Source organism: Euzebyella saccharophila (assembly GCF_014855495.1).
Taxonomy (GTDB): domain Bacteria; phylum Bacteroidota; class Bacteroidia; order Flavobacteriales; family Flavobacteriaceae; genus Euzebyella; species Euzebyella saccharophila.
This window is the reverse complement of sequence record NZ_JACYFJ010000002.1, coordinates 837460-859094: the sequence shown is the minus strand read 5'-3', so window position 1 is coordinate 859094 and position 21635 is coordinate 837460. Positions and strand designations below refer to the sequence as shown.

The 21635-nt window shown below is 40.3% G+C and carries 17 protein-coding genes; 10 read left to right on the top strand and 7 right to left on the bottom strand.

Annotated elements, in window-relative coordinates; genetic code table 11:
• The first annotated feature begins 23 nt into the window (after positions 1-23).
• From IL355_RS10180 to IL355_RS10165, 4 genes are all read left to right on the top strand, one after another.
• Positions 24-830: an alpha/beta fold hydrolase gene (locus IL355_RS10180; protein WP_192462037.1), complete on the top strand. Its 807-nt coding sequence runs from the start codon at positions 24-26 to the stop codon at positions 828-830.
• Positions 831-850: 20 nt separating this feature from the next.
• A complete protein-coding gene (locus IL355_RS10175; RefSeq protein ID WP_192462036.1) occupies positions 851-1663 on the top strand; it encodes a sugar phosphate isomerase/epimerase family protein in 813 nt (270 codons plus the stop codon).
• 39 nt (positions 1664-1702) lie between these two features.
• Positions 1703-2851 (top strand): Gfo/Idh/MocA family protein, encoded by a 1149-nt coding sequence (locus tag IL355_RS10170; RefSeq protein WP_192462035.1) that lies wholly within the window; start codon positions 1703-1705, stop codon positions 2849-2851.
• Between the two features lie 397 nt (positions 2852-3248).
• The gene (locus tag IL355_RS10165) at positions 3249-3509 is read left to right on the top strand and encodes a hypothetical protein (RefSeq protein WP_192462034.1); all 261 of its coding nucleotides are present in this window, start codon (positions 3249-3251) and stop codon (positions 3507-3509) included.
• Between the two features lie 55 nt (positions 3510-3564).
• On the opposite strand, the gene IL355_RS10160 is transcribed toward IL355_RS10165, so the two are convergent.
• Positions 3565-4173, bottom strand: a complete 609-nt coding sequence (locus tag IL355_RS10160) for an NAD(P)H-dependent oxidoreductase (protein ID WP_192462033.1) — start codon at positions 4171-4173, stop codon at positions 3565-3567.
• Between the two features lie 90 nt (positions 4174-4263).
• On the opposite strand from IL355_RS10160, the gene IL355_RS10155 reads away from it, so the two are divergent.
• Positions 4264-5175, top strand: a complete 912-nt coding sequence (locus tag IL355_RS10155) for a LysR family transcriptional regulator (protein ID WP_192462032.1) — start codon at positions 4264-4266, stop codon at positions 5173-5175.
• A gap of 84 nt (positions 5176-5259) precedes the next feature.
• Here IL355_RS10155 and IL355_RS10150 read toward each other — a convergent pair whose 3' ends face one another.
• Both IL355_RS10150 and IL355_RS10145 read right to left on the bottom strand, forming a co-directional pair.
• Positions 5260-5802, bottom strand: coding sequence for a DinB family protein (locus IL355_RS10150; protein WP_192462031.1), 543 nt, complete (start codon positions 5800-5802; stop codon positions 5260-5262).
• Between the two features lie 56 nt (positions 5803-5858).
• Complete coding sequence (locus IL355_RS10145) at positions 5859-6887, bottom strand: substrate-binding domain-containing protein (RefSeq protein ID WP_192462030.1); 1029 nt, start codon at positions 6885-6887, stop codon at positions 5859-5861.
• Between the two features lie 134 nt (positions 6888-7021).
• Between IL355_RS10145 and IL355_RS10140 the strand changes: the two genes are divergently transcribed.
• From IL355_RS10140 to IL355_RS10125, 4 genes are read left to right on the top strand one after another with little or no spacing between them, the layout of a single operon-like run.
• Complete coding sequence (locus IL355_RS10140) at positions 7022-8848, top strand: sodium:solute symporter family protein (RefSeq protein WP_192462029.1); 1827 nt, start codon at positions 7022-7024, stop codon at positions 8846-8848.
• Entirely contained in the window at positions 8848-9801 is a 954-nt protein-coding gene (locus IL355_RS10135; RefSeq protein WP_192462028.1) for a DUF4434 domain-containing protein, read from the top strand. Before IL355_RS10140 ends, IL355_RS10135 begins: the two co-directional genes overlap by 1 nt.
• A 1-nt stretch (position 9802) precedes the next feature.
• Complete coding sequence (locus IL355_RS10130) at positions 9803-10969, top strand: AGE family epimerase/isomerase (protein ID WP_225621199.1); 1167 nt, start codon at positions 9803-9805, stop codon at positions 10967-10969.
• Between the two features lie 12 nt (positions 10970-10981).
• A complete protein-coding gene (locus IL355_RS10125) occupies positions 10982-12832 on the top strand; it encodes an FAD-dependent oxidoreductase (protein ID WP_192462027.1) in 1851 nt (616 codons plus the stop codon).
• Here IL355_RS10125 and IL355_RS10120 read toward each other — a convergent pair whose 3' ends face one another.
• Genes IL355_RS10120 through IL355_RS10105 form a run of 4 tightly spaced genes read right to left on the bottom strand, consistent with a single transcriptional unit; the run spans position 12833 to position 17925 of the window.
• Complete coding sequence (locus IL355_RS10120; RefSeq protein WP_192462026.1) at positions 12833-14230, bottom strand: TolC family protein; 1398 nt, start codon at positions 14228-14230, stop codon at positions 12833-12835.
• Positions 14227-15576 carry an HlyD family secretion protein gene (locus IL355_RS10115; protein WP_192462025.1) on the bottom strand — a complete coding sequence of 450 codons (1350 nt, stop codon included), beginning with the start codon at positions 15574-15576 and terminating at the stop codon, positions 14227-14229. The genes IL355_RS10120 and IL355_RS10115 overlap by 4 nt, the downstream gene beginning before the upstream one ends.
• Positions 15577-15582: 6 nt before the next feature.
• Complete coding sequence (locus IL355_RS10110) at positions 15583-17247, bottom strand: peptidase domain-containing ABC transporter (RefSeq protein WP_192462024.1); 1665 nt, start codon at positions 17245-17247, stop codon at positions 15583-15585.
• A 3-nt stretch (positions 17248-17250) separates the two neighbouring features.
• Positions 17251-17925: a TetR/AcrR family transcriptional regulator gene (locus IL355_RS10105; RefSeq protein WP_192462023.1), complete on the bottom strand. Its 675-nt coding sequence runs from the start codon at positions 17923-17925 to the stop codon at positions 17251-17253.
• Between the two features lie 726 nt (positions 17926-18651).
• Between IL355_RS10105 and IL355_RS10100 the strand changes: the two genes are divergently transcribed.
• Positions 18652-21633, top strand: a complete 2982-nt coding sequence (locus IL355_RS10100) for a SusC/RagA family TonB-linked outer membrane protein (RefSeq protein ID WP_192462022.1) — start codon at positions 18652-18654, stop codon at positions 21631-21633.
• Positions 21634-21635 lie beyond the last annotated feature (2 nt).

Here is a 21635-nt window from a genome sequence, read left to right as displayed (position 1 = left end):
TTTAAACTCATACAACTCAACAAATGCCTATCACAACAGTTAACGGAATTAAATTAAACTATCAAGAAAGAGGAAAAGGTAAGCCGTTATTGCTCATCATGGGTATAACGGCAGACCTTTCAGTTTGGGAAAAACATGTTTCTTTCTGGGAACAAAACTATCGATGTATTCTATTTGACAACAGGGGGGTAGGGCTTTCTGATAAGCCAGAAGGTCCTTATACCACAGCTCAAATGGCAGATGACGGTGCTGCGCTTCTAAAGTCCTTGGGAATTGAAAACGCCGCCATTGTGGGTGTTTCTATGGGGGGAGCCATTGCACTACAATTGGCTATCCGGCATCAAGAAATGGTAAACGCGTTGGTACTCATGTGCCCTTGGGCAAGTTGCGATCGCAAGGCCGAGGCCATTTTTACCCACATGATGCACGCAAAGGCCCATTTACGTCCGGAGCATTTTTCCAATTTTGTACAGACTTTAATATTTCATAAATCCACTTGGGATGATGACCAAGAATATGACGGACTTGTACAAGGCCAAAAGGAGGCTGCTTTAGCAGAAATTCAACAACCCTTACACGGTTTGGAAGGTCAGGCGCACGCCTGTATCTCCCATAATGTGGTGGAGCAATTACCCAGCATAAAAGTCCCGGCTTTGATCATTGGTGGAAAAGAAGACCAGTTCATTCCAGAATGGATGGCCAAGGAAGTGGCCCATGGTATTTCAAAAAGTGAACTGCACTTATACGAAGATGCCGGCCATGCCTTCCATTGGGAGAAGTTGGACGACTTTAACACGCGGGTGTTGAATTGGTTAAATATGAATTATTAATTGAAAGAATGCATTAGACAATGGGAAAAATACAAATAGGTTGCGAAACATATACCTGGGCAATGTCCGGGGACACTTATAAAAACAAACTGGAACATATTTTGGGAGTTATGTCCCAATCTGGGTTTAAAAGTATTGAGCCGGACACTGGTTTTATGAACGGTTTTACCGACCCAAAGGTTTTTAGGGAGGCTTTGGACCGAAACAATATTGAACTATCGGTTCTATGTCATGTGGAAGATTGGAGAAACCCTAAAGAAACCGCAGAAGAAAGGCGTAACGCCGATCAGTGGATCGAGTTTATGAAATACTTTCCGGAGGCTATACTTCTCTTGGTACAAATGCCAGGTAAAGACCGAGAAAATCTAATAGAGCGCCAACAAAACCTATTGAGTTGTGTCAATGAAATAGCCAATAGGGCCGCAGGGGAAGGTATTACTTGCTCTTACCACCCTAATTCCCCAATGGGGTCCATTTACCGAACAGAAGAGGATTATAAGATTCTTTTGAACGGATTGGATAGTAAAGTAATTAAGTATACCCCGGATGTAGGGCATATGGCCAAAGGAGGTATGGATCCCTTGAAGGTCATAAAAGAGTACCGTGATATTGTTAATTGTGTACATTATAAGGATATGTTCGAAGATGGTAAATGGGCCCAAATGGGTGAGGGCATCATCGACTTTGAAGGTATTACCAAATACTTGAAGGAGAGCAATTTTGAAGGCTGGATCATTGTAGAAGACGAGTGCGATCGGGCCATTGTAGATCCTGATGGTGTAACAAAACAAGATGGCATATATATCGAAAAGGTATTACGACCGCTGCTTTAACTATTAAAACTACAACTTTAAACTATAAACAGAACTATTATGTCAGACAAGAAAGAACTACGTATTGCAATGATCGGTACGGGGCTCATGGCTAGAACGCATAGCAATGGTTACAACCGAATTAGGGATTTTTTCCCTGAGTTGAAATACAAGCCGGTCATGAAGGCCGTTTGCTCAAGAACGGAGGCGAAGGTAAAAGCTTTCGCGGAACAATGGGGCTATGAATCCTATGAAACGGACTGGAGAGAAATAATCAAAAGGGAGGATATTGATGCAGTGGATATCTGTACTCCTAATGACATGCATGCGGATATTGCCATTGCTGCGGCCGAGGCTGGTAAAATGGTCCTTTGTGAAAAGCCTTTGGCCCGCTCCGTAGCCGAAGCCCAACCAATGGTAGATGCCATTGAAAAGGCAGGGGTACCCAATACAGTTTTCTATAATTACCGGAGAATACCAGCAGTAACTCTTATTAAAAATATTATTGACTCCGGGAAGCTTGGAAAGATTTTCCACTATAGGGCCAATTTCCTTCAAGATTGGACTATAAGTCCAGATCTGCCCCAAGGAGGTGAGGCCCTTTGGCGTTTGGATGTGGATGCCGCCGGATCCGGAGTAACCGGGGATTTATTGGCGCATTGTATTGATGGGGCCATGTGGTTGAACGGACCGATTAAAGATGTTTCTGCTGTTACCGAAACATTTATCAAGGAAAGGGTGCACCAAGGAACAGGTGAGAAACAGAAGGTAGGTATTGATGACGCCTGTATTTTCCATTGCCATTTTGAAAATGGCTCGCTGGGCCTTTTTGAAGCTACTCGCTATGCTCGGGGACATAAGGCTTTGTATACCTTGGAAATAAATGGGGAGCACGCTTCGCTCCGATGGGATTTACACAATATGAATTATCTAGAAATGTTCGATCATGCAGATGATGGCATTGTAAGGGGCTGGAAGCAGATTTTGATTACGGATGGTGATCAACCGTATATGGACCGTTGGTGGATTCCCGGTACCTCCATTGGTTATGAGCACTCCTTTGTTCATCAAGTAGCGGACTTCCTAAAAAGTCTGGAAGAGGGCAAACCTTGTGAGCCTACGTTCAAAAATGCAATGATGACCCAAAAAGTATGTGAAGCGGTCATTAACTCCGCCAACTCCAAAAGCTGGCAAGATACTGGATTATAGTTTTAAGAAGATCCTAAAGTATATAAACTAAAAATCCCGACGTTGAAATGTGGTGAACATTTCTGGTCGGGATTTTTCACTATTTAGGTGGTTGGTTGTCAGATTAACGGTTGGTTTGGTCTGGTTTATATGGAGAAAAAAAGGGACAAAAAACAACATTTGTCCCCTTTACATTAAACTAACTCAAACAACTCAAAAGGGTATCACTCCTTTCGAGTACTATATTACTTTAAATCCGCTGGAATACCATCCTGTACTGTACTGCTCCAACTCATTTTTCTTTATTTGATCCCATATTAAATTTATAACAAGAATTAAAATTGGGACTGGGTGACATTCAATAAATAAGCAAGAAATTTCGTTAACAGATAAACTAGGTGCTAATTACAGTTTAACTATGGACAAAACCTTACGAATTCTATTAATGCTGGCGGTGATTGGCGTAGGAATGATACTGGGAGGTATTCTTGGTTTTTTTGGCTTGTTTTGGGTATGTGAGTATCTTGATGCTCAAGATGCAGAAAGAGCGGCATCCGGAGGTGGTTATGTGGCCGTAGGCTGGATATTTCTTTTTGTCACCATCCCGTTCGGGGCCTTGTTGGGCGGAGTTTCCGGTTTTTTTGGTTTTAGATGGGTAAGTCCCAAATCCAAGAAATAAATTTCATAGAAAATTTAAGAGGGTACAAAAAAACCACCATTTTGGTGGTTATAGATTATAGTAAAACCGCTTCCTCTTCAAAATGCTTCTTCAAAAACGCGGTATACCTCTTAAGCTCTTTTGGTACATCAGCATTCTTTTCCATATCATGAAAGTGTAGCGAATCTAATCTTTCCAAACCAATGAACTGGTTCATTTTGTGAAAGCCAAAAAGTATTCCTTGGTCAACACCGGTTTGGTCAAAAAACTCGCCTTGCCAAGTAAACGCTTCTTCAGGCGCGTTCCAGCTTGTAGTTACTATATATTTTCTTCCTTGTAATCTACCACCGGTACCGTAATTAATTGCAGGATTGCTTCGGGTTCTTCCATCACTATCATAAATACCTTTTTGATGTCCTTCGGTAAGAATTACGTCCAAATACTCCTTAAACTTAAAAGGTAATTGAAACCACCAAATAGGAGTATGGAAAATGATGAGGTCTGCCCACTTTAGTTTTTCTACTTCCTCTTCTGGATTATAGGGTTCCCCAACCTCCGTAGTTTTGATTTTAACGTTTTCAAACTTTTTAAAGTAGTTAACATCAGTTTCTAAAAGGGTTTTGTTAAACTGTCCAGGAGAGTGGGCAAAAGGAAATCCGCCGTTAATTATAAATATTTTCTTCATATCTCGTATTGTTTTACATGACAAAACTATCGTCTCTTTAACCATAAATAAAATAATATAAATTATATCTTTGTATTATAAATATGATAGATGGTAAATTTTGAATGGTATCGAACCTTTGTAGCGATTTATGAGAACCATACGTTGACTAAGGCGGCCAAATCCTTATTCACCTCTCAGCCAGGTGTTAGTTTGCATTTAAATGCCCTAGAATCCTATGTGGGGCGAAAATTGTTTGAGCGTACTTCAAGAAAAATGATTCCGACGGAAGAAGGAAAGCAGCTTTACAATTTTATAACTGATCCCATTCAGAAGCTTGTTAGCGCAGAACAGCACTTTAAAAAGACGTCAAAGGAAAATACAGCATCGGTGCATATAGGTATGTGTACCGAAACTTTTCAAGCCATTTTAGAGCCCGAAATAAGCCAATTTGAGTTCAATCTAGTGGCCAAATTCGGTAACCATCAAGAATTGATTAAGGATTTAAACAATGGATTGTTAGATCTTGTCATTACACCCAAAATGAACAAGAAATCTACCTTGGTGGAATATGAAGCTTTTTCAAAGGAAACTATTGTTCTGGTAGCCGGTAATCAAACAGATGTTCAAAAAATCAATGAAGTTTTGGAAACTAGGGAATTAGGATTGTTTGAAAGCGATTTAAAGAATAAAACTTGGTACAGTGCCTCTAATGAGATGGAGCATTTTGCACGTTTTTGGTTTGATAATTTTAAAAAGCGTCCAGACTTTAAACCTAATTATATTCTGCCAAACATCCGTTCTATTATTAGAAGTCTAAGTGGCAATAATGGTTTGGCCGTAGTGCCAGATTTTTTAGTGGAAAAAGAATTGGACGACAAGCGATTAAAGCTCGTCTGGAAGGGAAACACTAAAGTGGAAAACACACTTTATTTTGCGACTAGGAAAGATTTGCAATTTAAAAAGGAGGTGAGTAGCATTAAAACGATCTTCAAACAAAAAATGGGAGATAAACTTAAATAGAGATTTTGATACTAAAACGAGCCACATAAGTAAGCCTCAATTAGTGGCCACAGCACATTAACTCGAGGCTTCAATGATAAGTAATTACTGGTAAAGAACGTATCTTGGGGGTACAATGTTATTTAAACGAAGGTAGACCAACATCTGTCCACGGTGATGCGTAATATGGTCAGATAATAAAAGAATTATCTGCCTTTTGTTTCTAGTGTGTCCAAAATAATCGAGCTCGTCTCCAAAGTTCTCTGGATTAAACTTTTTAAGGAAGGTAATGGTTTCGTCAAAGGTCTTTTCTATAAGTGTAATCATTTCTTTTTTGGACTTACCATCGGTTTTAAAAATAGTATCTGTCTGCCAATCTTTGGGTGCTCTTTCACCTAATAGCGTTTGTGAATGGAAGTCCATGGCAAAACCAATGTGCAGCAAATTTTCTGCAAAGCTGAGGGATCCGGGAGCAGGTTTAAAATGAAAGGATTCTTCAGGTATCATTTCAGCAACCAAAACCATATATTTCTTGGAGTTTTCCAATCGTACCAAAAAGTCGTCTATAAAGTCATTTTGTTGCCCTTGCATGGTATGGGAGTGGAACGTGGTTAAGATGACCACCAAAATAAAGGTAAGGTACTTCATTTGTTATAATTTCAAGTTAAAGTTTTGATAGAGAATTTTTTATGGAGCGATATAAATTAAGAAAATTCATCCAAATTTTCAGCAACAACAATATCTACTCTCAAGAGATTGCGTTTGGGGATGGATTTGGAATAAAGCAATAACTCAGATAACGAGGTGATTCCTTGATGCCCCTGTAGTTCCGGATTTTGGTTTAAAAGCATCTTTACGGTTCCATTCTTGAGGCAGGTGGTATTTTTCGCCGTAAGGTCATAGCCAATGGCTTGTATATGAGGATGCTTCTTTAGGATACCCTCTAATTGATGAATTTTAGAAGTAGTGACATAAATGCCGGCAATGTGGGAGAGGTCAAAATCAGTATCTACAAAATCTTCTATACTGGTAGAACTTATCGTTTTGATAGTAACATATGGATGATGGGCGGCAAAATAGGATCTAAAACCGTCTTCTTTTTCAGTTAAGTGGCTTGCATGGCCCGATTTTATACCCAAATGCATGACCAATAGTTGCTTATCCTGTTGGGGTGGAGTAAGGTAGCCCATCAGTTGAGCGGCAATTTTACCGCTCTTTTTGTATGCCTGCCCCAAAAAAGTGACCGGTTCCAAGCTTTCTACTTCAGAATTGATCAAGGCAATAGGCTTTTTTAAATCTTCGGCCTTGCGATATAAATCCTTTAAAGGTTCATGAAAAATGGGGACGATCAAAAACGCATCCGGGATTTGTTCTATTGCTTCTGTAAGTTTGGTTTTAAATTCTTTTAGGGTACTCACGTACCTAACATAAGAAATAGAAATACCAAATTGCCTAAGCTCTTCTTCAGCTTTTTGTACTCCCTTAGCACATTGTTGCCAATATTCCCCTTCTGAGTCCTCTGGAATAAGGGCGCATATGGTATAATTTTTATGGGTTTTTAAGGATTTCGCAAATAGATTTGGCTTGTAATCTATCTCCTTTAAAATTTTTTCAACTCTTTTTTGGGCTTCTTCCGAAACTCGGCCCCTCTTATGCAAAACTCGGTCTACCGTTCCCCTTGAAACCTCCGCTAGTTGAGCAATTTCTTTGAGGGTATAATTTTTTTTGGTCATTAATGGTTAGTGTAAAAAATAGTGACTAAAATACAATTTTTGTCTACATTTGTAATGTGTGCTCGTGAACACAGTTGAAAAATTTTACTTTTAATGTTTTTTAATAACACTTTGTTACCTTATTACCGGAGATAATGACCTTGCATTTCATTGATATTGCCATTGTAGCGACCTATGTAATAGGGGTATTGCTACTTGGGTTTTATTTATCCAGAAAAGCTTCCAAAAATTTAGAGTCCTATTTTTTGGGAGGCAATCAATTACCTTGGTATTATTTGGGCTTGAGCAATGCCTCTGGCATGTTCGATATATCTGGTACTATGTGGACGGTGGGTATTCTTTTTGTCTACGGATTAAAAAGTGCTTGGCTCCCTTGGCTCTGGCCCGTATGGAACCAAGTTTTCGTTTTTGTGTATTTAGCCATTTGGATGCGCCGCTCCAATGTAATGACGGGTGCAGAATGGATTACCTTTCGCTTTGGTGATGGGCGCGGAGCAAAACTGTCACACATCATAATCGTTGTTTTTGCCGTCATAAGCGTACTTGGGTTTATTGCTTACTTTTTTGAGGGTATAGGTAAATATAGCACCACCATTTTACCGTGGGACCTTGGTTTTGAGGTATTGGGCTTTGAGGTAGATTCTGCCAAAAGCTACGCTTTGATCATTTGTGGGCTAACCTCGCTCTATACCATAAAGGGAGGTATGCACAGCGTAGTGGCAACGGAGGTAATGCAATTTGTGGTCATGACCATAGCCTGCATTGGTGTAGGTGTCGTAGCTTATCATACGGTTGATGTTACTTCCCTCACCCAAATTGTACCTGCTGGGTGGAAAAACCTCTTTTTTGGTTGGAACCTTGGTTTGGATTGGAGCGGTACGCCCTTTCCGCAAGTAGATTCCAAAATTGCCCAGGATGGGTTTGATTTGTTCGGACTTTTGTTTGTGTTAATGGTATTAAAAGGAATTTTGGCCTCCACCGCCGGTCCTGTTCCCAGTTATGACATGCAACGAATTTTAGCTACTAAAACCCCGGCTGAAGCTGCTAAGATGAGCTTCTTGACCATCTGCGTGCTATACCTTCCCCGCTATTTTATGATTATTGGCTTTGCTGTTTTGGCCTTGGTACATATGGGGCCGGAAATTACGGCTATGGGAGATGTGATAGATTTTGAGCAAGTGTTGCCCATGGCTATCAACAAATTTCTTCCGGTAGGATTAAAAGGACTCATGCTGGCCGGGTTTTTAGCTGCTTTTATGGGTACGTTTGCCGCTTTTGTGAATTCGGCACCGGCCTATATAGTCAATGATATTTATAAGAAATACATCAACCCAAAGGCAACTGATAAACGTCTGGTACAGTATAGCATTCTTTCGTCATTGCTATTAGTGGTAGTAGGAATTGTATTCGGTTTTAATGCTGGGTCGCTTAATCAATTGATTTTGTGGTTAAGCTCTGCTCTTTATGGAGGATATGTGGCGGCCAATGTACTTAAGTGGATTTGGTGGCGATTTACGGGGATGGGGTATTTCTGGGGGATGCTTTTTGGCCTCATTGCTTCTACCATTAAATTGTTCTTTTTTCCTGAATATGTAGACATTTTCGTATTTCCGGTTATCCTCTTGTTTTCTATGTTGGGGTGTATTATCGGTACCTATTTACAACCCTTACCCAATAGGGAACAGGTAAAGGAATTTTATAAAAAGACGAAACCTTGGGGTTTTTGGAAACCCATAAGAGAGGAGATTTTAGCGGTAAATCCAGATTTTATTCCCAACAAGAATTTTAAAAGAGACAGTTTTAATGTAATGGTGGGCGTTGTTTGGCAAATGGCACAGGTGGTCATTCCCATTTATTTTATGCTAAGGGAAAACACTGAAATGATTATTTGGTGCGCCATACTGATTCTCACTTCGGCATTACTTAAAAAATATTGGTGGAACAACCTAAAGAACCTTTAATGAGCATACAACTTCCGCTAAAGATTAGCGGCACTTTTTTAGATGAAATCAGTCACGACATTCCCCACCAGAATTGGGGAAAAAAAGAGTGGGATGCAGATTTCGCGCATATGGCCAAAATGGGAATCGATTCCGTTTTTTTGATACGTTCTGGGTATAAGCGTTTTTTGACCTACCCCTCTAATTATTTAATTGAACAACAGGGTTGTTATGAGCCCCCTACTGACTTAGTGGAAATGTACCTTGTACTGGCCGAAAAATACAGTATGGACTTTTATTTTGGCACCTATGATAGTGGTCTTTACTGGGAAACCGGTAATATGTTACATGAGCTTGATTGTAATAAATATGTAATTGAGGAAGCTTACAAGAAATATGGGCATTACAAAGCTTTCAAGGGTTGGTATTTGAGTTTAGAGCTAAGCCGAAAAACCAAAGGTTCCGTAGAGGCTATTGCCAGTTTGGGAAGGCAATGCAAGGATGTAAGTGGAGGTTTGCCTGTAATGATATCTCCTTGGATAGATGGTAAAAAGGCCGTTTTAGCTGCCGAAGGAAAGCTGGCCAAACAGGATATAGTTTCCCTACAGACACACTATCAGGAATGGGACGAGATTTTTGACGGTATCAAGAACGATGTAGATACGGTAGCCTTCCAAGATGGTCATGTAGATTACCATGAGTTGGAACACTTTTTAAATATCAATAAAGAATTGGCCGATAAATATGGGTTGAATTCTTGGACGAATATTGAATCCTTTGATCGCGATATGCCTATCAAATTTCTTCCCATCAAATTTGAAAAAATGCTTTTGAAGTTGAAAGCGGCACAAAAAGCCGGATGTTCCAAGGCAATTACTTTTGAGTTTTCACACTTTATAAGTCCACAATCGGCCTATCTACAGGCAGGTCATTTATACAACCGCTACATGGAATACTTTAATGAAGAGAATTAAAATGGATATGAAAAAGTACGCCGCATTATATAAAAACGAGTTGTTGAAAGAGGTAGTCCCTTTTTGGGAAAAAAACTCCTTGGATACGGTTCATGGGGGATATTTTACATGCTTGAATGAAAACGGAGAAGTCTTTGATACCGATAAATTTATGTGGTTGCAAGCGCGACAAGCTTGGATGTTTTCAACGCTTTTTACTCAGGTGGAAGCAAAGGAAAATTGGAAGGATGCCGCTAAATTAGGAATTGATTTTATGAAAAAACATGGGCGGGATGCCCAAGGTAACTGGTATTTCTCCTTAACAAAAGAGGGTCGCCCTTTGGTGCAAGCCTATAATATTTTTTCAGATTGTTTTGCGGCCATGGCCTTTGGCGCCTACTATAAATTGGACTCCAAGAAGGAGTACGCCGCGATTGCCAAAGCTACATTTCAAAACATTCTACAAAGACAAGAAAACCCGAAAGGGAAATACAACAAAACCTATCCCGGTACGCGAGAGATGCAAAACTTTGCATTACCCATGATTTTGTGTAATCTGGCCTTGGAGTTGGATCATTTATTGGAAAAAGAGCAAGTCGCTCAGCTTACGGAAGGAATTTCAGACCTGATTTTAAACAAATTCTACCAAGAAGAATCGGGTTTGGTATACGAGAATATTGCATCTAACTGTACGTTGGTAGATAGTTTTGAAGGACGCCTTTTAAATCCTGGCCATGCTATTGAGGCCATGTGGTTCCTCATGGATTTGGGAGCCAAAAATGGGGATAACGCACTTATAGCCAAAGCGGAGAAAATCATGTTTCAGCAATTGGAATACGGCTGGGACAAGGAGCATGAAGGCATTTTTTATTTTTTGGATGCCAAAGGAAATCCGCCTCAACAACTGGAATGGGATCAAAAGTTGTGGTGGGTACATTTAGAGACTTTGGTGGCCTTGTCAAAGTCCATACGACTGACCGGAAACCCCAAGGCAAAAGAATGGTTTGAAAAGGTGCATGATTATACATGGAACCATTTTAGGGATTCGGACAAGGGAGGCGAATGGTTTGGCTATCTGAATAGGAGGGGAGAGCCCCTTCTAAAATTAAAAGGAGGCAAGTGGAAAGGCTGTTTCCATGTGCCCAGAGCACTTTTACAGGTAAGCAACACTCTGAACAATATTATCTAACCCGACGACCAAATGCTTTGTATCCGTTTTTTTCTTTTGATTCTTTGTTTGATATCCCCTGAGCTTCATGCACAAAACCAAGTAGATGTGCTCATCATTGGTGGTGGGGCAGGAGGTACTGCTGCTGGTATTCAAGCTGCCAGAAGTGGGGTTCAGGTACAGATTATGGAGGCAACACCTTGGTTGGGAGGCATGCTCACCTCCGCAGGGGTTTCGGCCATTGATGGCAATCACGATATGCCGTCCGGAATTTGGGGCGAGTTTAGACAAAGGTTGAGAAATCATTATGGGGGTGCTAAAGGCTTGGCAACCGGTTGGGTAAGCCACACGCTATTTGAACCTTCCGTAGGGCAAGAAATTCTAAGAGAAATGGCCCAGTTCCCGAACTTGAAATTGACCTTTAATGCCAACTATACTATCATTAAGAAACGGGCTGATGGCTGGCACGTCACCTACGAGCAAAACAAAAAAACACATATCGTTTTAGCCACCATTTTAATTGACGCCACCGAAACCGGGGAAGTACTTCCCCTAGTAAATGCAGACTTTCGCTATGGAATGGATTCCAAAGTGGATACAGGGGAGAAAGAAGCTCCACAAAACGCAAATGATATCATTCAAGACTTAACCTACGTTGCTATTTTAGAGGATGTGTCCCAAATCTCCTCCGCCTTGTCTAAAAAGGGATTGGTCAAAAAGCCCAAAAATTATGACCCTGAAGCATATGAATGTGCCTGTAAGCGAAAAGGAGGCGAGATGTTCGGGCAAGTTTCAGGATGTGAGCAAATGCTAAATTATGCCAAGCTACCCAATGGTAAATATATGATCAATTGGCCCCATTGTGGTAATGACTTTTATATAGGTTGGAAGGACTTATCGAATAAAGAACTGGAGAACGAAATAGCGAAGGCAAAGGAATTTACCCTTGGTTTTATCTATTACATTCAGCAAGAATTGGGGTTTGACCATTTGCGGTTGGCCAATGAATTCGGAACTAAGGATAAATTGCCCATGATTCCCTACCACAGGGAAGGTAGAAGGGCAAAAGGGAAGGTGTTTTTGACCGTTGATCATTTGGAAAGACCCTATGATTTTAATTTGTACAAAACGGGCGTGGCTGTTGGCGATTATCCTATTGATCACCATCATGACAAGAATGCTAATGCTCCGGTAATCGACTTTATCAATATAAAGGTACCCAGTTACTCCATTCCCATGGGGGCACTTATTCCTATGGATACGGATAACCTTTTGGTGGCCGATAAGAATATCAGTGTGAGTAACATCGTAAACGGCACCACCCGTTTACAACCAGTTGTTTTGGGAATTGGGCAGGCAGCTGGCGCTATAGCCGCTACCGCCATCAAAAAACAAAGGAAGGTTTCCGAGGTTTCCGTTCGTGATGTACAACAACTTTTGTTGGAACATAATGCCTACTTACTACCGCTTTTTGATGTAAAACCGGCGGACATCAATTTTTCCTCCATTCAAAAAATAGCGGCCAGCGGGGTTTTAAAAACTTATGGTATTCCTTATAAATGGGCCAACCAAACCTTTTTCTATCCAGAACGTATTGTTTCAGAGTATGAATTGAAACAGGGGCTACTGCCCTATTTTCCGCAATTGGAAAAGTTACCGGCATCAGGTCACGGGGTGAAAATTTCCTTTTTGGAAAAAATAATGGAAACTATGGACCAATCCTTTTCCCTTGCCTCTTTAGAAAAGGATTGGAACGATTGGGGAATCTTTCAAACCTTCCATCCCGACACCGAATTAAACCGAGAAAGCGTAAGTGTTTTGGTGGATAAGTTGCTTGATCCATTTTCTGTGAACATCGACCTCCAGGGAAACCTACAAAATTGATTATAGGTTCTGCGGAGCCTGACCGATGGAATTAAATAATTTCGCCTTGGCAGAATAGAATTTATTCTGAATTTCATTCCGCTTTAGCGTGGCATCTATTAATTTGCTTTCACGGGAATTTACCAAGAAAAGGGAACTTTCCCCTAGATTGAATTTACGTTCTTCCGCGGAGAGCATCCGTTCGTAATTGTCCACCATATCCAACATCAAATTTTGTTGTTTTTGATAAGAATCCAAGGCCTGGTAGAGTCCTACAATTTTGTTTCTAATTTGAATTTGGGCATTGTCATAATCCAATCGGGCATAGTTAAGCTTGATTTTTGCCAATTTTAAATCACCTCGTTCCTTTCTCAAAAATAGGGGGAGACTAAAAGTAACCCCAGCTTTATAATTTTGGTCTTCAAAGGAATTTAGGTACTCCGGTGTTTCCGTTAAAAAATTGTATTCCACATCAATTTTAGGCAATAGTTTATTGGTCTTCAACCTTTTGTCGATAACCAAACTTTGCACCTTAAAATCAAGCGATTTTAATTTTGGGTGATTTTCCATCGGGAAGCTATCCAAGGGCATTCCGGCAATTTCCAAGGTAGTATCCACAATAGCATCCAAATCAATATCCGGAACCACATTGGCTTGCAATTCTATGGGAACATTGTCCAACCATAAAAAGGAGGAAAGTTCCAAAGAGGCGTTGACCAAATCAATGGTTGATTGCTCCAATCCCAATTGACGGTCCTGAACGGTTATTTTTGCTTCAACAGTATCTATTGCCGCCAATTCTCCCGACTGAGCACTAATTTTTATGCTTTCGAAGCGCATTTGCGCATTGGACAAAAACTGATTGAAGGTTTCTTGATTTCTGTAGGCTTCCAACCATTTAAAATAGGCCATGGAAGCTTCATATAATATTTGGTTAACCTGTAAATCGCGCTCTACCTTTGACTGTTCCCTAAAAATTTTGGCTCGTTTAAGGGTGGCCATACGGTCGTTCATCCAAAGTCCTTGCCCCACGGAAAGAGAAACTCCTGCACTGTACAATCCATCATCGGGTACATTGTCCATCGGGTTCAAGTATTCACCTTCATTGCGATCGTATTTCGCCTTAAAATCCAAACTGTACCAAACAGGAATCTTAAAAGTAGAATTCAACTTTTCGTAGTATTCCGTTCCCTTAAAAAGCTTCTTGTTGTAATCCACCTCCAGCTTGGGGTCAAAGGCTCCACGAGCTTTCATGAGCTCTGCCTGCCCAGAATCAATGGTCAATTCTGCCTGTCTGGCTACGGGATGAAACTTTTTAACGTATGCCAAGTACTCGTTGAACTGCAGCACCGTGGTCGTTTCTTGCCCAAGTACCCAAAAACTACTTAGGAAAAAGATGTAGTATATCAGTTGCCTCATTTCTTTTGAGTGTTTGCTGCCGTTTCCGGTTGGTAATAATTTGGAGGGAAACCACTCAGTTGTCGCCATAGCTCGTACCAGATTGGAACATCGTCCAACAAAGCGATCGTACTTGCTCCGGAACCAACACGTAAGTCTTTGGGCCAATCCCTGTCCTCTGGGTCTGGGGCCAACAAGACCCTGTATTTACCATTGGGACTGATAAAGGTTTCCACAGCAACTACTTCACCACCAAAGGTACCGTAGGAGGTATTGGGCCATCCACTAAAGACAATAGCTGGCCATCCATCAAAAAGTATCCTCACTTTTCCTCCTACATGGATCAACGGCAAATCAATGGGCGATACATAAGTCTCCACCGCTATATCAAAATCAGAAGGCATAATGTTAAGCAACTGTTCGCCCTCTTTAAAAGCTTCGCCCACACCCGCTTTGATCGCTTTGTTGATATACCCGCTTTGGGGAGCCCTTATATAATGCAAGGAACTACGAATATCGTAGTTGGAATATTGATTCTCCAACTTGCTTACCTGGGCCTCCGAATCATATTGGTTGGATTGGGCGGTGAACATATCACTTTCAGATTTCGCTATTTTGTCCGCATAGGATGCCCTAAGCCTATTAATTTCCATTTCTGCATTGATCACTTCATTTCTAGAGGCCAGCAGCTTGTTTTCTTGGGATACCAATTTGGCCTGCGTCTCTTGTAGTTTTAAACGCTTTTCTTCCACATCCTTCACCGCTTTTAAGCCTTCTTCCTGCAATTGAACAGTACGGTTATATTGCCTGTCTGCAATATCAATATTTGTCTCGGCAGCAATTAGATCAATGCTGTCGCTCTTTACCTTTAGTTTTGATTGGGCGAGCTTGTTTTTGGCCTGTTCCAATTTTAGCCCTCTTTCTTGCTGTAGGGCAACAATCTGCTGCTTGAGGGCTTTTACCTTACCTTCATAAGATTGCACAGAAAGACTTTTTGCCTTCAGTTGCGCTCCCGTTCTTTCCACCAGTTTGGGATCCATATATTCATTTTTCACCTCGGAAATGAATAGAACGGTATCTCCTTTTTGTACAAAATCACCTTCGTTCACATACCATTTTTCAATTCTTCCAGGAATGGGTGATTGTATGGTCTGCGGTCTGTGCTCAGGACTTAAAGTGGTAAGGTATCCAGTTCCTCGAACGTTTTGCGTCCATGGCAACAACAGGACAATGAACCCAAAAATAGCCGACCCCAAAAGAAATCTGTTTAAATGCTTGTAATGCCTTTGATGAAAAACCCTTTCCGTGGAGGCATATCCCGTAAGGTGAACGGTTTTGTTCAGCGGATTTTTAGATATATTAAGCATAGTTTATTATTTAGAGGAGACGATTCTTCCTTTGTTCATGGTAATGACCTTGTGGCAATTCTGTTTCCACCTTGGGTCTTGACTAGCCACGATAAGCGTCCATGGTTGATTTTTATCCGTGAGAAATTCCATTATTTTTTGAGATTCCACATCATCAAAAAGGTTCAATGGGTCTTTCAGCAAAAGCACTTTAGGTTTGGTAACAATGCTCCGTGCCAAGACAATCTTTTTGGCTACCGTATGCGGAATCTGCATTCCCTCAGGGTAAATAATGGTTTTTAGACCTAAGGACTGTTCTTTTACAAACTGTAAAAGACCCACACCCTCTAGTGCCCAGTGCAAATCTTTTTGGGAAATTTCCTTGTTGCCAAAAGTGATATTCTCCCAAATGGTACCTTCAAACGGGGTTTCTTCCGTTAATGATTGACCCAAAAAAGAGCGGTAATGATTAAAGTTGATACCGTTTAATGATATGTCGTTTACATATACGTTACCTCCCGTAGGTTCTATTATTCCGGCAATAAGACGTAAAAATGTAGATTTACCCGACCCATTGGGACCCGTAATCAGGTATTTGGAACGGGGCTCTATCTTCATAGAAATCTCATTGAGAATCGTTTTTCCGCTAGGGACCGTTAGAGAAACATTGTTAAGTTCAATGGTCATATCTTCTTGCTCGGTAAATGGCGTATCCCCATCTTGAGCCTCCAACTCCTTATCTACCACTTGCCCCATTTTTTCAAGGGAAGTAAGCAGATCATAAAAAGTTTCCAGTCCACGAATCAATTTCTCCACAGAAGTTATCACCAAAAGAATGATGATTTCCGCCGCTACGAACTGGCCAATATTCATTTCTTGGTTGAGCACTAAGAGACCTCCAATTAAAAGAAGACCGGCAGTAACGAGTACTTTAAAACCAATCATCTGAATGAACTGGAGTAACAGTACCCTAAAATGGCTTTCACGGGCTTTTAAGTAATGCGTAACAAGAGAATCATTCTTGGTCACCGCCAAATTGGTTTTTCCAGAGAGTTTAAAACTTACCAGAGAACGTGCGACTTCCTGGATCCAATGGGCTACTTTATATTTTAATTTGGATTCGTCTAGACTTGTGTCCATTCCCTTCTGTGCGGTATACTTAAATACTACGTAAATAAGTAGTAATAACAGTAGACCGTAGATGATAAAAAAGGGATGGTAAAACGATAATAGAATCAAACCAAAAATAATCTGTAGAATGGATGCTGGAAAATCCAACATGATTTTGGAAAGGCCCTTTTGCACGTTCAAAGTATCAAAGAAACGATTGGCCAGTTCCGGCGGGTAATAGTTTCTTAGTTCACTCATTTTAATTTTAGGAAAGCGGTACGTAAATTCAAAAGAAGCCCTTACAAAGATTTTCTGCTGAAGATTTTCAATGATACGAATCTGCATGATTTGTAAAAGACCTGCAAAGGCCACACCACCCGTAACCAAAACAACAAGTATAATCCAAGATGTACTTATTTGTGCTCCCTGAATTAGGTTGATAATAGCCTGTATGCCAATAGGTAGGGATAAGTTCACCAATCCTGCGAAAATGGCATAATAAAAAGTCTGATAAACATCCCGTTTATCAAGTTTCAGCATGCTTATGAGGCGTTGCCAAGCGGTTAGTACATTTTTAGCCATTCATTAATTATTTAAAGAATTAAAAACCAGGTGTTTGAAAAAGGTGTTAGGACCTTGCTTTTCGCTACAATTGGTGAGCGATGGAAAATGATTTTTTAAAAAACGTTGATGTAAGGAACCTTCCAACACGGTACTTGCCAAACTACTGGGAAATTCAAAAGCGGGATTCACCTCCAAAATCATCTCCTTTAATCTGTTGACCAGTCTTTTATAAATAGCAAAGTACCCTTCTTTGTTCTCCATATCTACCTCTTTGGTCAAATACGATTTAGAATATTCGTTTACAACTATATTATTCAACTTCACCTCATCTATATGGGAATAAGTGGCGTCAAATTTCGTGGGTCGGGTTATGATTTCAATAGCTTTTTTCAATTTGTCCTCTACATTGTTCATATTATTAGTACCAAATACTAGTTGATATTCTAACCAGCCCCAGTGCCATGAAGTAAGGTATAGCAATAGTTTGTGTTTGTTTTCAAAATACCGATAAATGGAGCTTTCGTTACTACCTATTTCAGTACCCAATTTCTTGAAAGTGAAGTGCTCAAAACCAATTTGGTCAATCATTAAGATACTTTCTTTCACAATTCGCCTCCCTAAATCGCTGGTTTCAGGATCTTTAATATAGAGTCCTTCATTGACTTGAATTTTAAGGGATTTTAATAGATGCTCCATAGTTTTAATAATTGAGTCTCGCAAATATAATAGTATTACTATTGACTAATGAAAGATTAACTTTTAATTAGTGTTTTTGTGGAAGCTTTTAAGGTGGTTTTTAAATAGTTGTAAAATTCGTCTATGCCTTATTTTTAAAGGTATTAGGAGAATTTAAACCACTCTTTTGGTAATTGCTAAAAGTTGAACAGAAGTCATTAAACAAGAGAAATATAGGTTCAATTTAAATAGGTAAAATTAGGTTGGAGACAAAGAAAATATGAGATAGCTGTATTGTTTTTAGGTTAAATATGCTGAGTTTATATGAAGCACACTTTGGGTCCGTAGCAGATTATTTTTCCACTTGATTTATATAGCTTCTTGTTTATGTTTCAAGATTGACAAATTCTTTTTTTAACGCCCTTTTATTTGTTTAAATCCGAATTAAGAGGAAATATTTTACGAATACTTAACTAGTCAAATACACTTTTCCTCCTTTAAGAATCAAAATTTAATGTTGTGGGCCTTGTAAGTCCAATCATTTTCTGATTGTCCTTAAAATGGATTTAAATATTTGTTATTCAAATATTTAAATAGTGTCTGTCTGGTCTTTCGAAAAGGTGTCAAATCTGTTTTTATAGGTCATTTTATAATATGAAGCGAACAAGCTGATGTCTTCAAGTAGTTTTAATTCCAATTTATTGGAGACTTTAAATCATAAACTACTAACTTAAATTCAACTCACACATGCGAGGGAAAATTACAATGTTTTTCTTGGTGCTCTTTTGTGCACCAACATTTGCATTGGCGCAGCAAGAGGTGACCGGTACGGTCATCGACGATTTGGGACTACCCTTACCCGGCGCTTCTATTGTTTTAAAGGGAACTACCAACGGTGTTACCACAGATTTTGATGGAAAGTATGTCATACAGGCCAGCGAAGGCGATGTATTGGTATTTTCATACATAGGTCTAAAAACACAAGAGGTAACAGTTACATCTAGCGTAATAGATGTTTCTATGGAAAGTGATATATCACAATTAGATGAAGTGGTTATCATTGGTTACGGCTCCACCACAAAAAAGGATGCCACAGGTGCGGTTCAATTATTGACGGCCGAGGATTTAAACAAGGGCGCTATCACCACGGCAGACCAAATGATTACCGGTAAATCGGCCGGTGTACGGGTGGTCAACAATGGTGGTGACCCCGATGCGGGCATCAACATTCGTATACGAGGAGGCTCTTCTCTTAATGCCAATAACAGTCCGTTGATTGTAATTGACGGGGTGCCGTTATCCAATCAGAATCCTGCGGGGCAGGCCAACCCGTTAACGCTCATCAACCCAAATGATATTGAATCGTTTTCGGTATTAAAAGATGCATCATCTACGGCAATCTATGGTTCTAGAGCATCGAATGGGGTAATCATTATTACCACTAAATCCGGTACCAAGGGGGCACCGCAATTTAACTTTTCCTCCAATGTTCAGGTAGGTACCTTAAGCAATCAGATAGATATTTTTGAATCGGCCGAATATGTTGATTTTATTCAGAACACCTATCCTGAAAGTGCAAATTTTTTGGGCTTGAACGGTACTATCTACGATACCAATTGGCAGGAGGAAATTTATAGAACCTCCTACACCATTAATAATAACTTAACGGCCAGGGGAAATCTTTTCAATAAGATTCCAGTCAGGGCTTCTTTTGGGCATTCAGAAATCGCCGGTATCCTAAAGGAGTCGCAATTAGACAGGTATACGGTCTCTTTGAACATTGCTCCCGAGTTTTTTGACCAGCACTTAAAGGTGACAATCAACGCTAAGGGAATCGCCACGGAAAAAGACCAACCGGATACGGGTGCCATTGGAAGTGCCTTAACCGCCAACCCAACCTTACCAATTTATGACCCCCAGGGAGGCATTTTTGGTGGATTCTACCAATTGACCGATGATCAAGGTATTGTAGGCCCAGCGAATCCATTGGCTTTGCTAAAGCAGCGAGAACGTAACGAAGATGCAGACCGTTTTATTGGTAGTGCCGAGTTTAGGTATAAAATTCATGGCTTTGAAGACTTGACCGCAGTAATTAATACAGGTATTGACTATTCGGAATCCAGCATTAACGAGTATTTCTTGCCAAGCGCCGTTGGGGCATATACTGTATTTGATGGACTACCCATATTTAATAACTTCAGCGAAAGCTTTAGGGAAAATCAGATAAAGAGAGATCATCTTTTAGATGCCTATTTAAATTACGCAAAGGATTTTGAAGGGGCTGTCAATAGATTGGACGTACAGGCAGGTTACGGATACCAGAATTTTACCACCCAAGGAACTACTTTTCCAACGACCACAGAAAACGGTTTTAGAGAGTCTCAGCAGCCTTTTAGATATTATAATATTTTAAATCTGCAATCCTATTTTGCTAGGGCCAACTTAACCCTTTTTGACAGTTTTTTGTTGACCGCCTCTGTAAGGGCAGATGCTTCCTCTTTGTTCGCCAAGGATGATAGATGGGGTTACTTTCCTGCGGCAGCTTTGGCTTGGAAGCTGGATGAAGAGAATTTTCTAAGTGAAACCACTTGGATCGATCAGTTGAAGCTGAGATTGGGATGGGGTCTCACAGGTCAACAAGATATTACAGGTCCCGTAGGCTATTTCCCGTACACCGCCTTATATGATGATGGTGACCCAACGGTGAGTTATATGTTCGGTGATCAATTGATTACCACCTACAGGGCCAACGCCTTCAATCCCAATCTAACTTGGGAAAAGACTTCTACCTATAATGTGGGTATCGATTTCAATTTTTTCTCCAATAAGCTAAGCGGTAGTGTTGATGGTTATATCAGAAATACTACTGATTTATTGGCAGAGGTACCACAATCAGAAGGAGCTTTAAGAAACAGATTCGTAAGTAATGTGGGTGAAACGCAAAGCAAAGGTTTTGAGGGTGCACTTCAGTTTAGGCCGGTACAAACGGATGATTTTACCCTTGAGTTCAATGCCAATGCGGCTTTTAATGAGACCTATGTTACGGATTTAGACAATATCACCCAGTTTTCTAGTGGTGGAGGTATCGGTCGTGGTACCGGTGTTAATATTGGGCAAACTGCGGTAGGTGAACGTAACCGTACCTTCTGGTTGTACGAGCAAGTATATGATGCTAGCGGAAAAGTGATCGAAGATGCTTTTGTAGATCAGAATGACGATGGAATCATCTCCGACGCGGATAGAAGGTTTATTCCTTTTGAGCCTAAATGGACCTACGGCTTCGGAACCTTTGTTCAGTATAAAAACCTTGATTTAACTGCCAATTTAAGGGGGCAGTTGGGAGGCAATATTTACAATGCCAATTTGTTGAATAGAGGTTTTGCCTTGGCGGCGATACCTCAGACCGATTCAGGTTTTATTGACAACACTTTGAACCTTTTTGATGGTGCTCAGTACAATGGTTTCCCAGAGATGCCTTCTGATACACAGGCCCTTTCTGATTTTTACCTATCGGATGCTTCTTTCTTGCGATTGGATAATATCACCCTTGGCTACAATTTTACACCCTTTAAGGATAAAAAGTTAAGCCTGAGATTCTACGGTTCTGCCAATAACCTTTTTGTGATTACGGATTATGACGGTTTGGACCCCGAAAATTTTGACGGTATAGAAACGTCGCCCTATGCGCGACCACGTACCTACACTTTAGGATTAAACCTTGACTTCTAAAA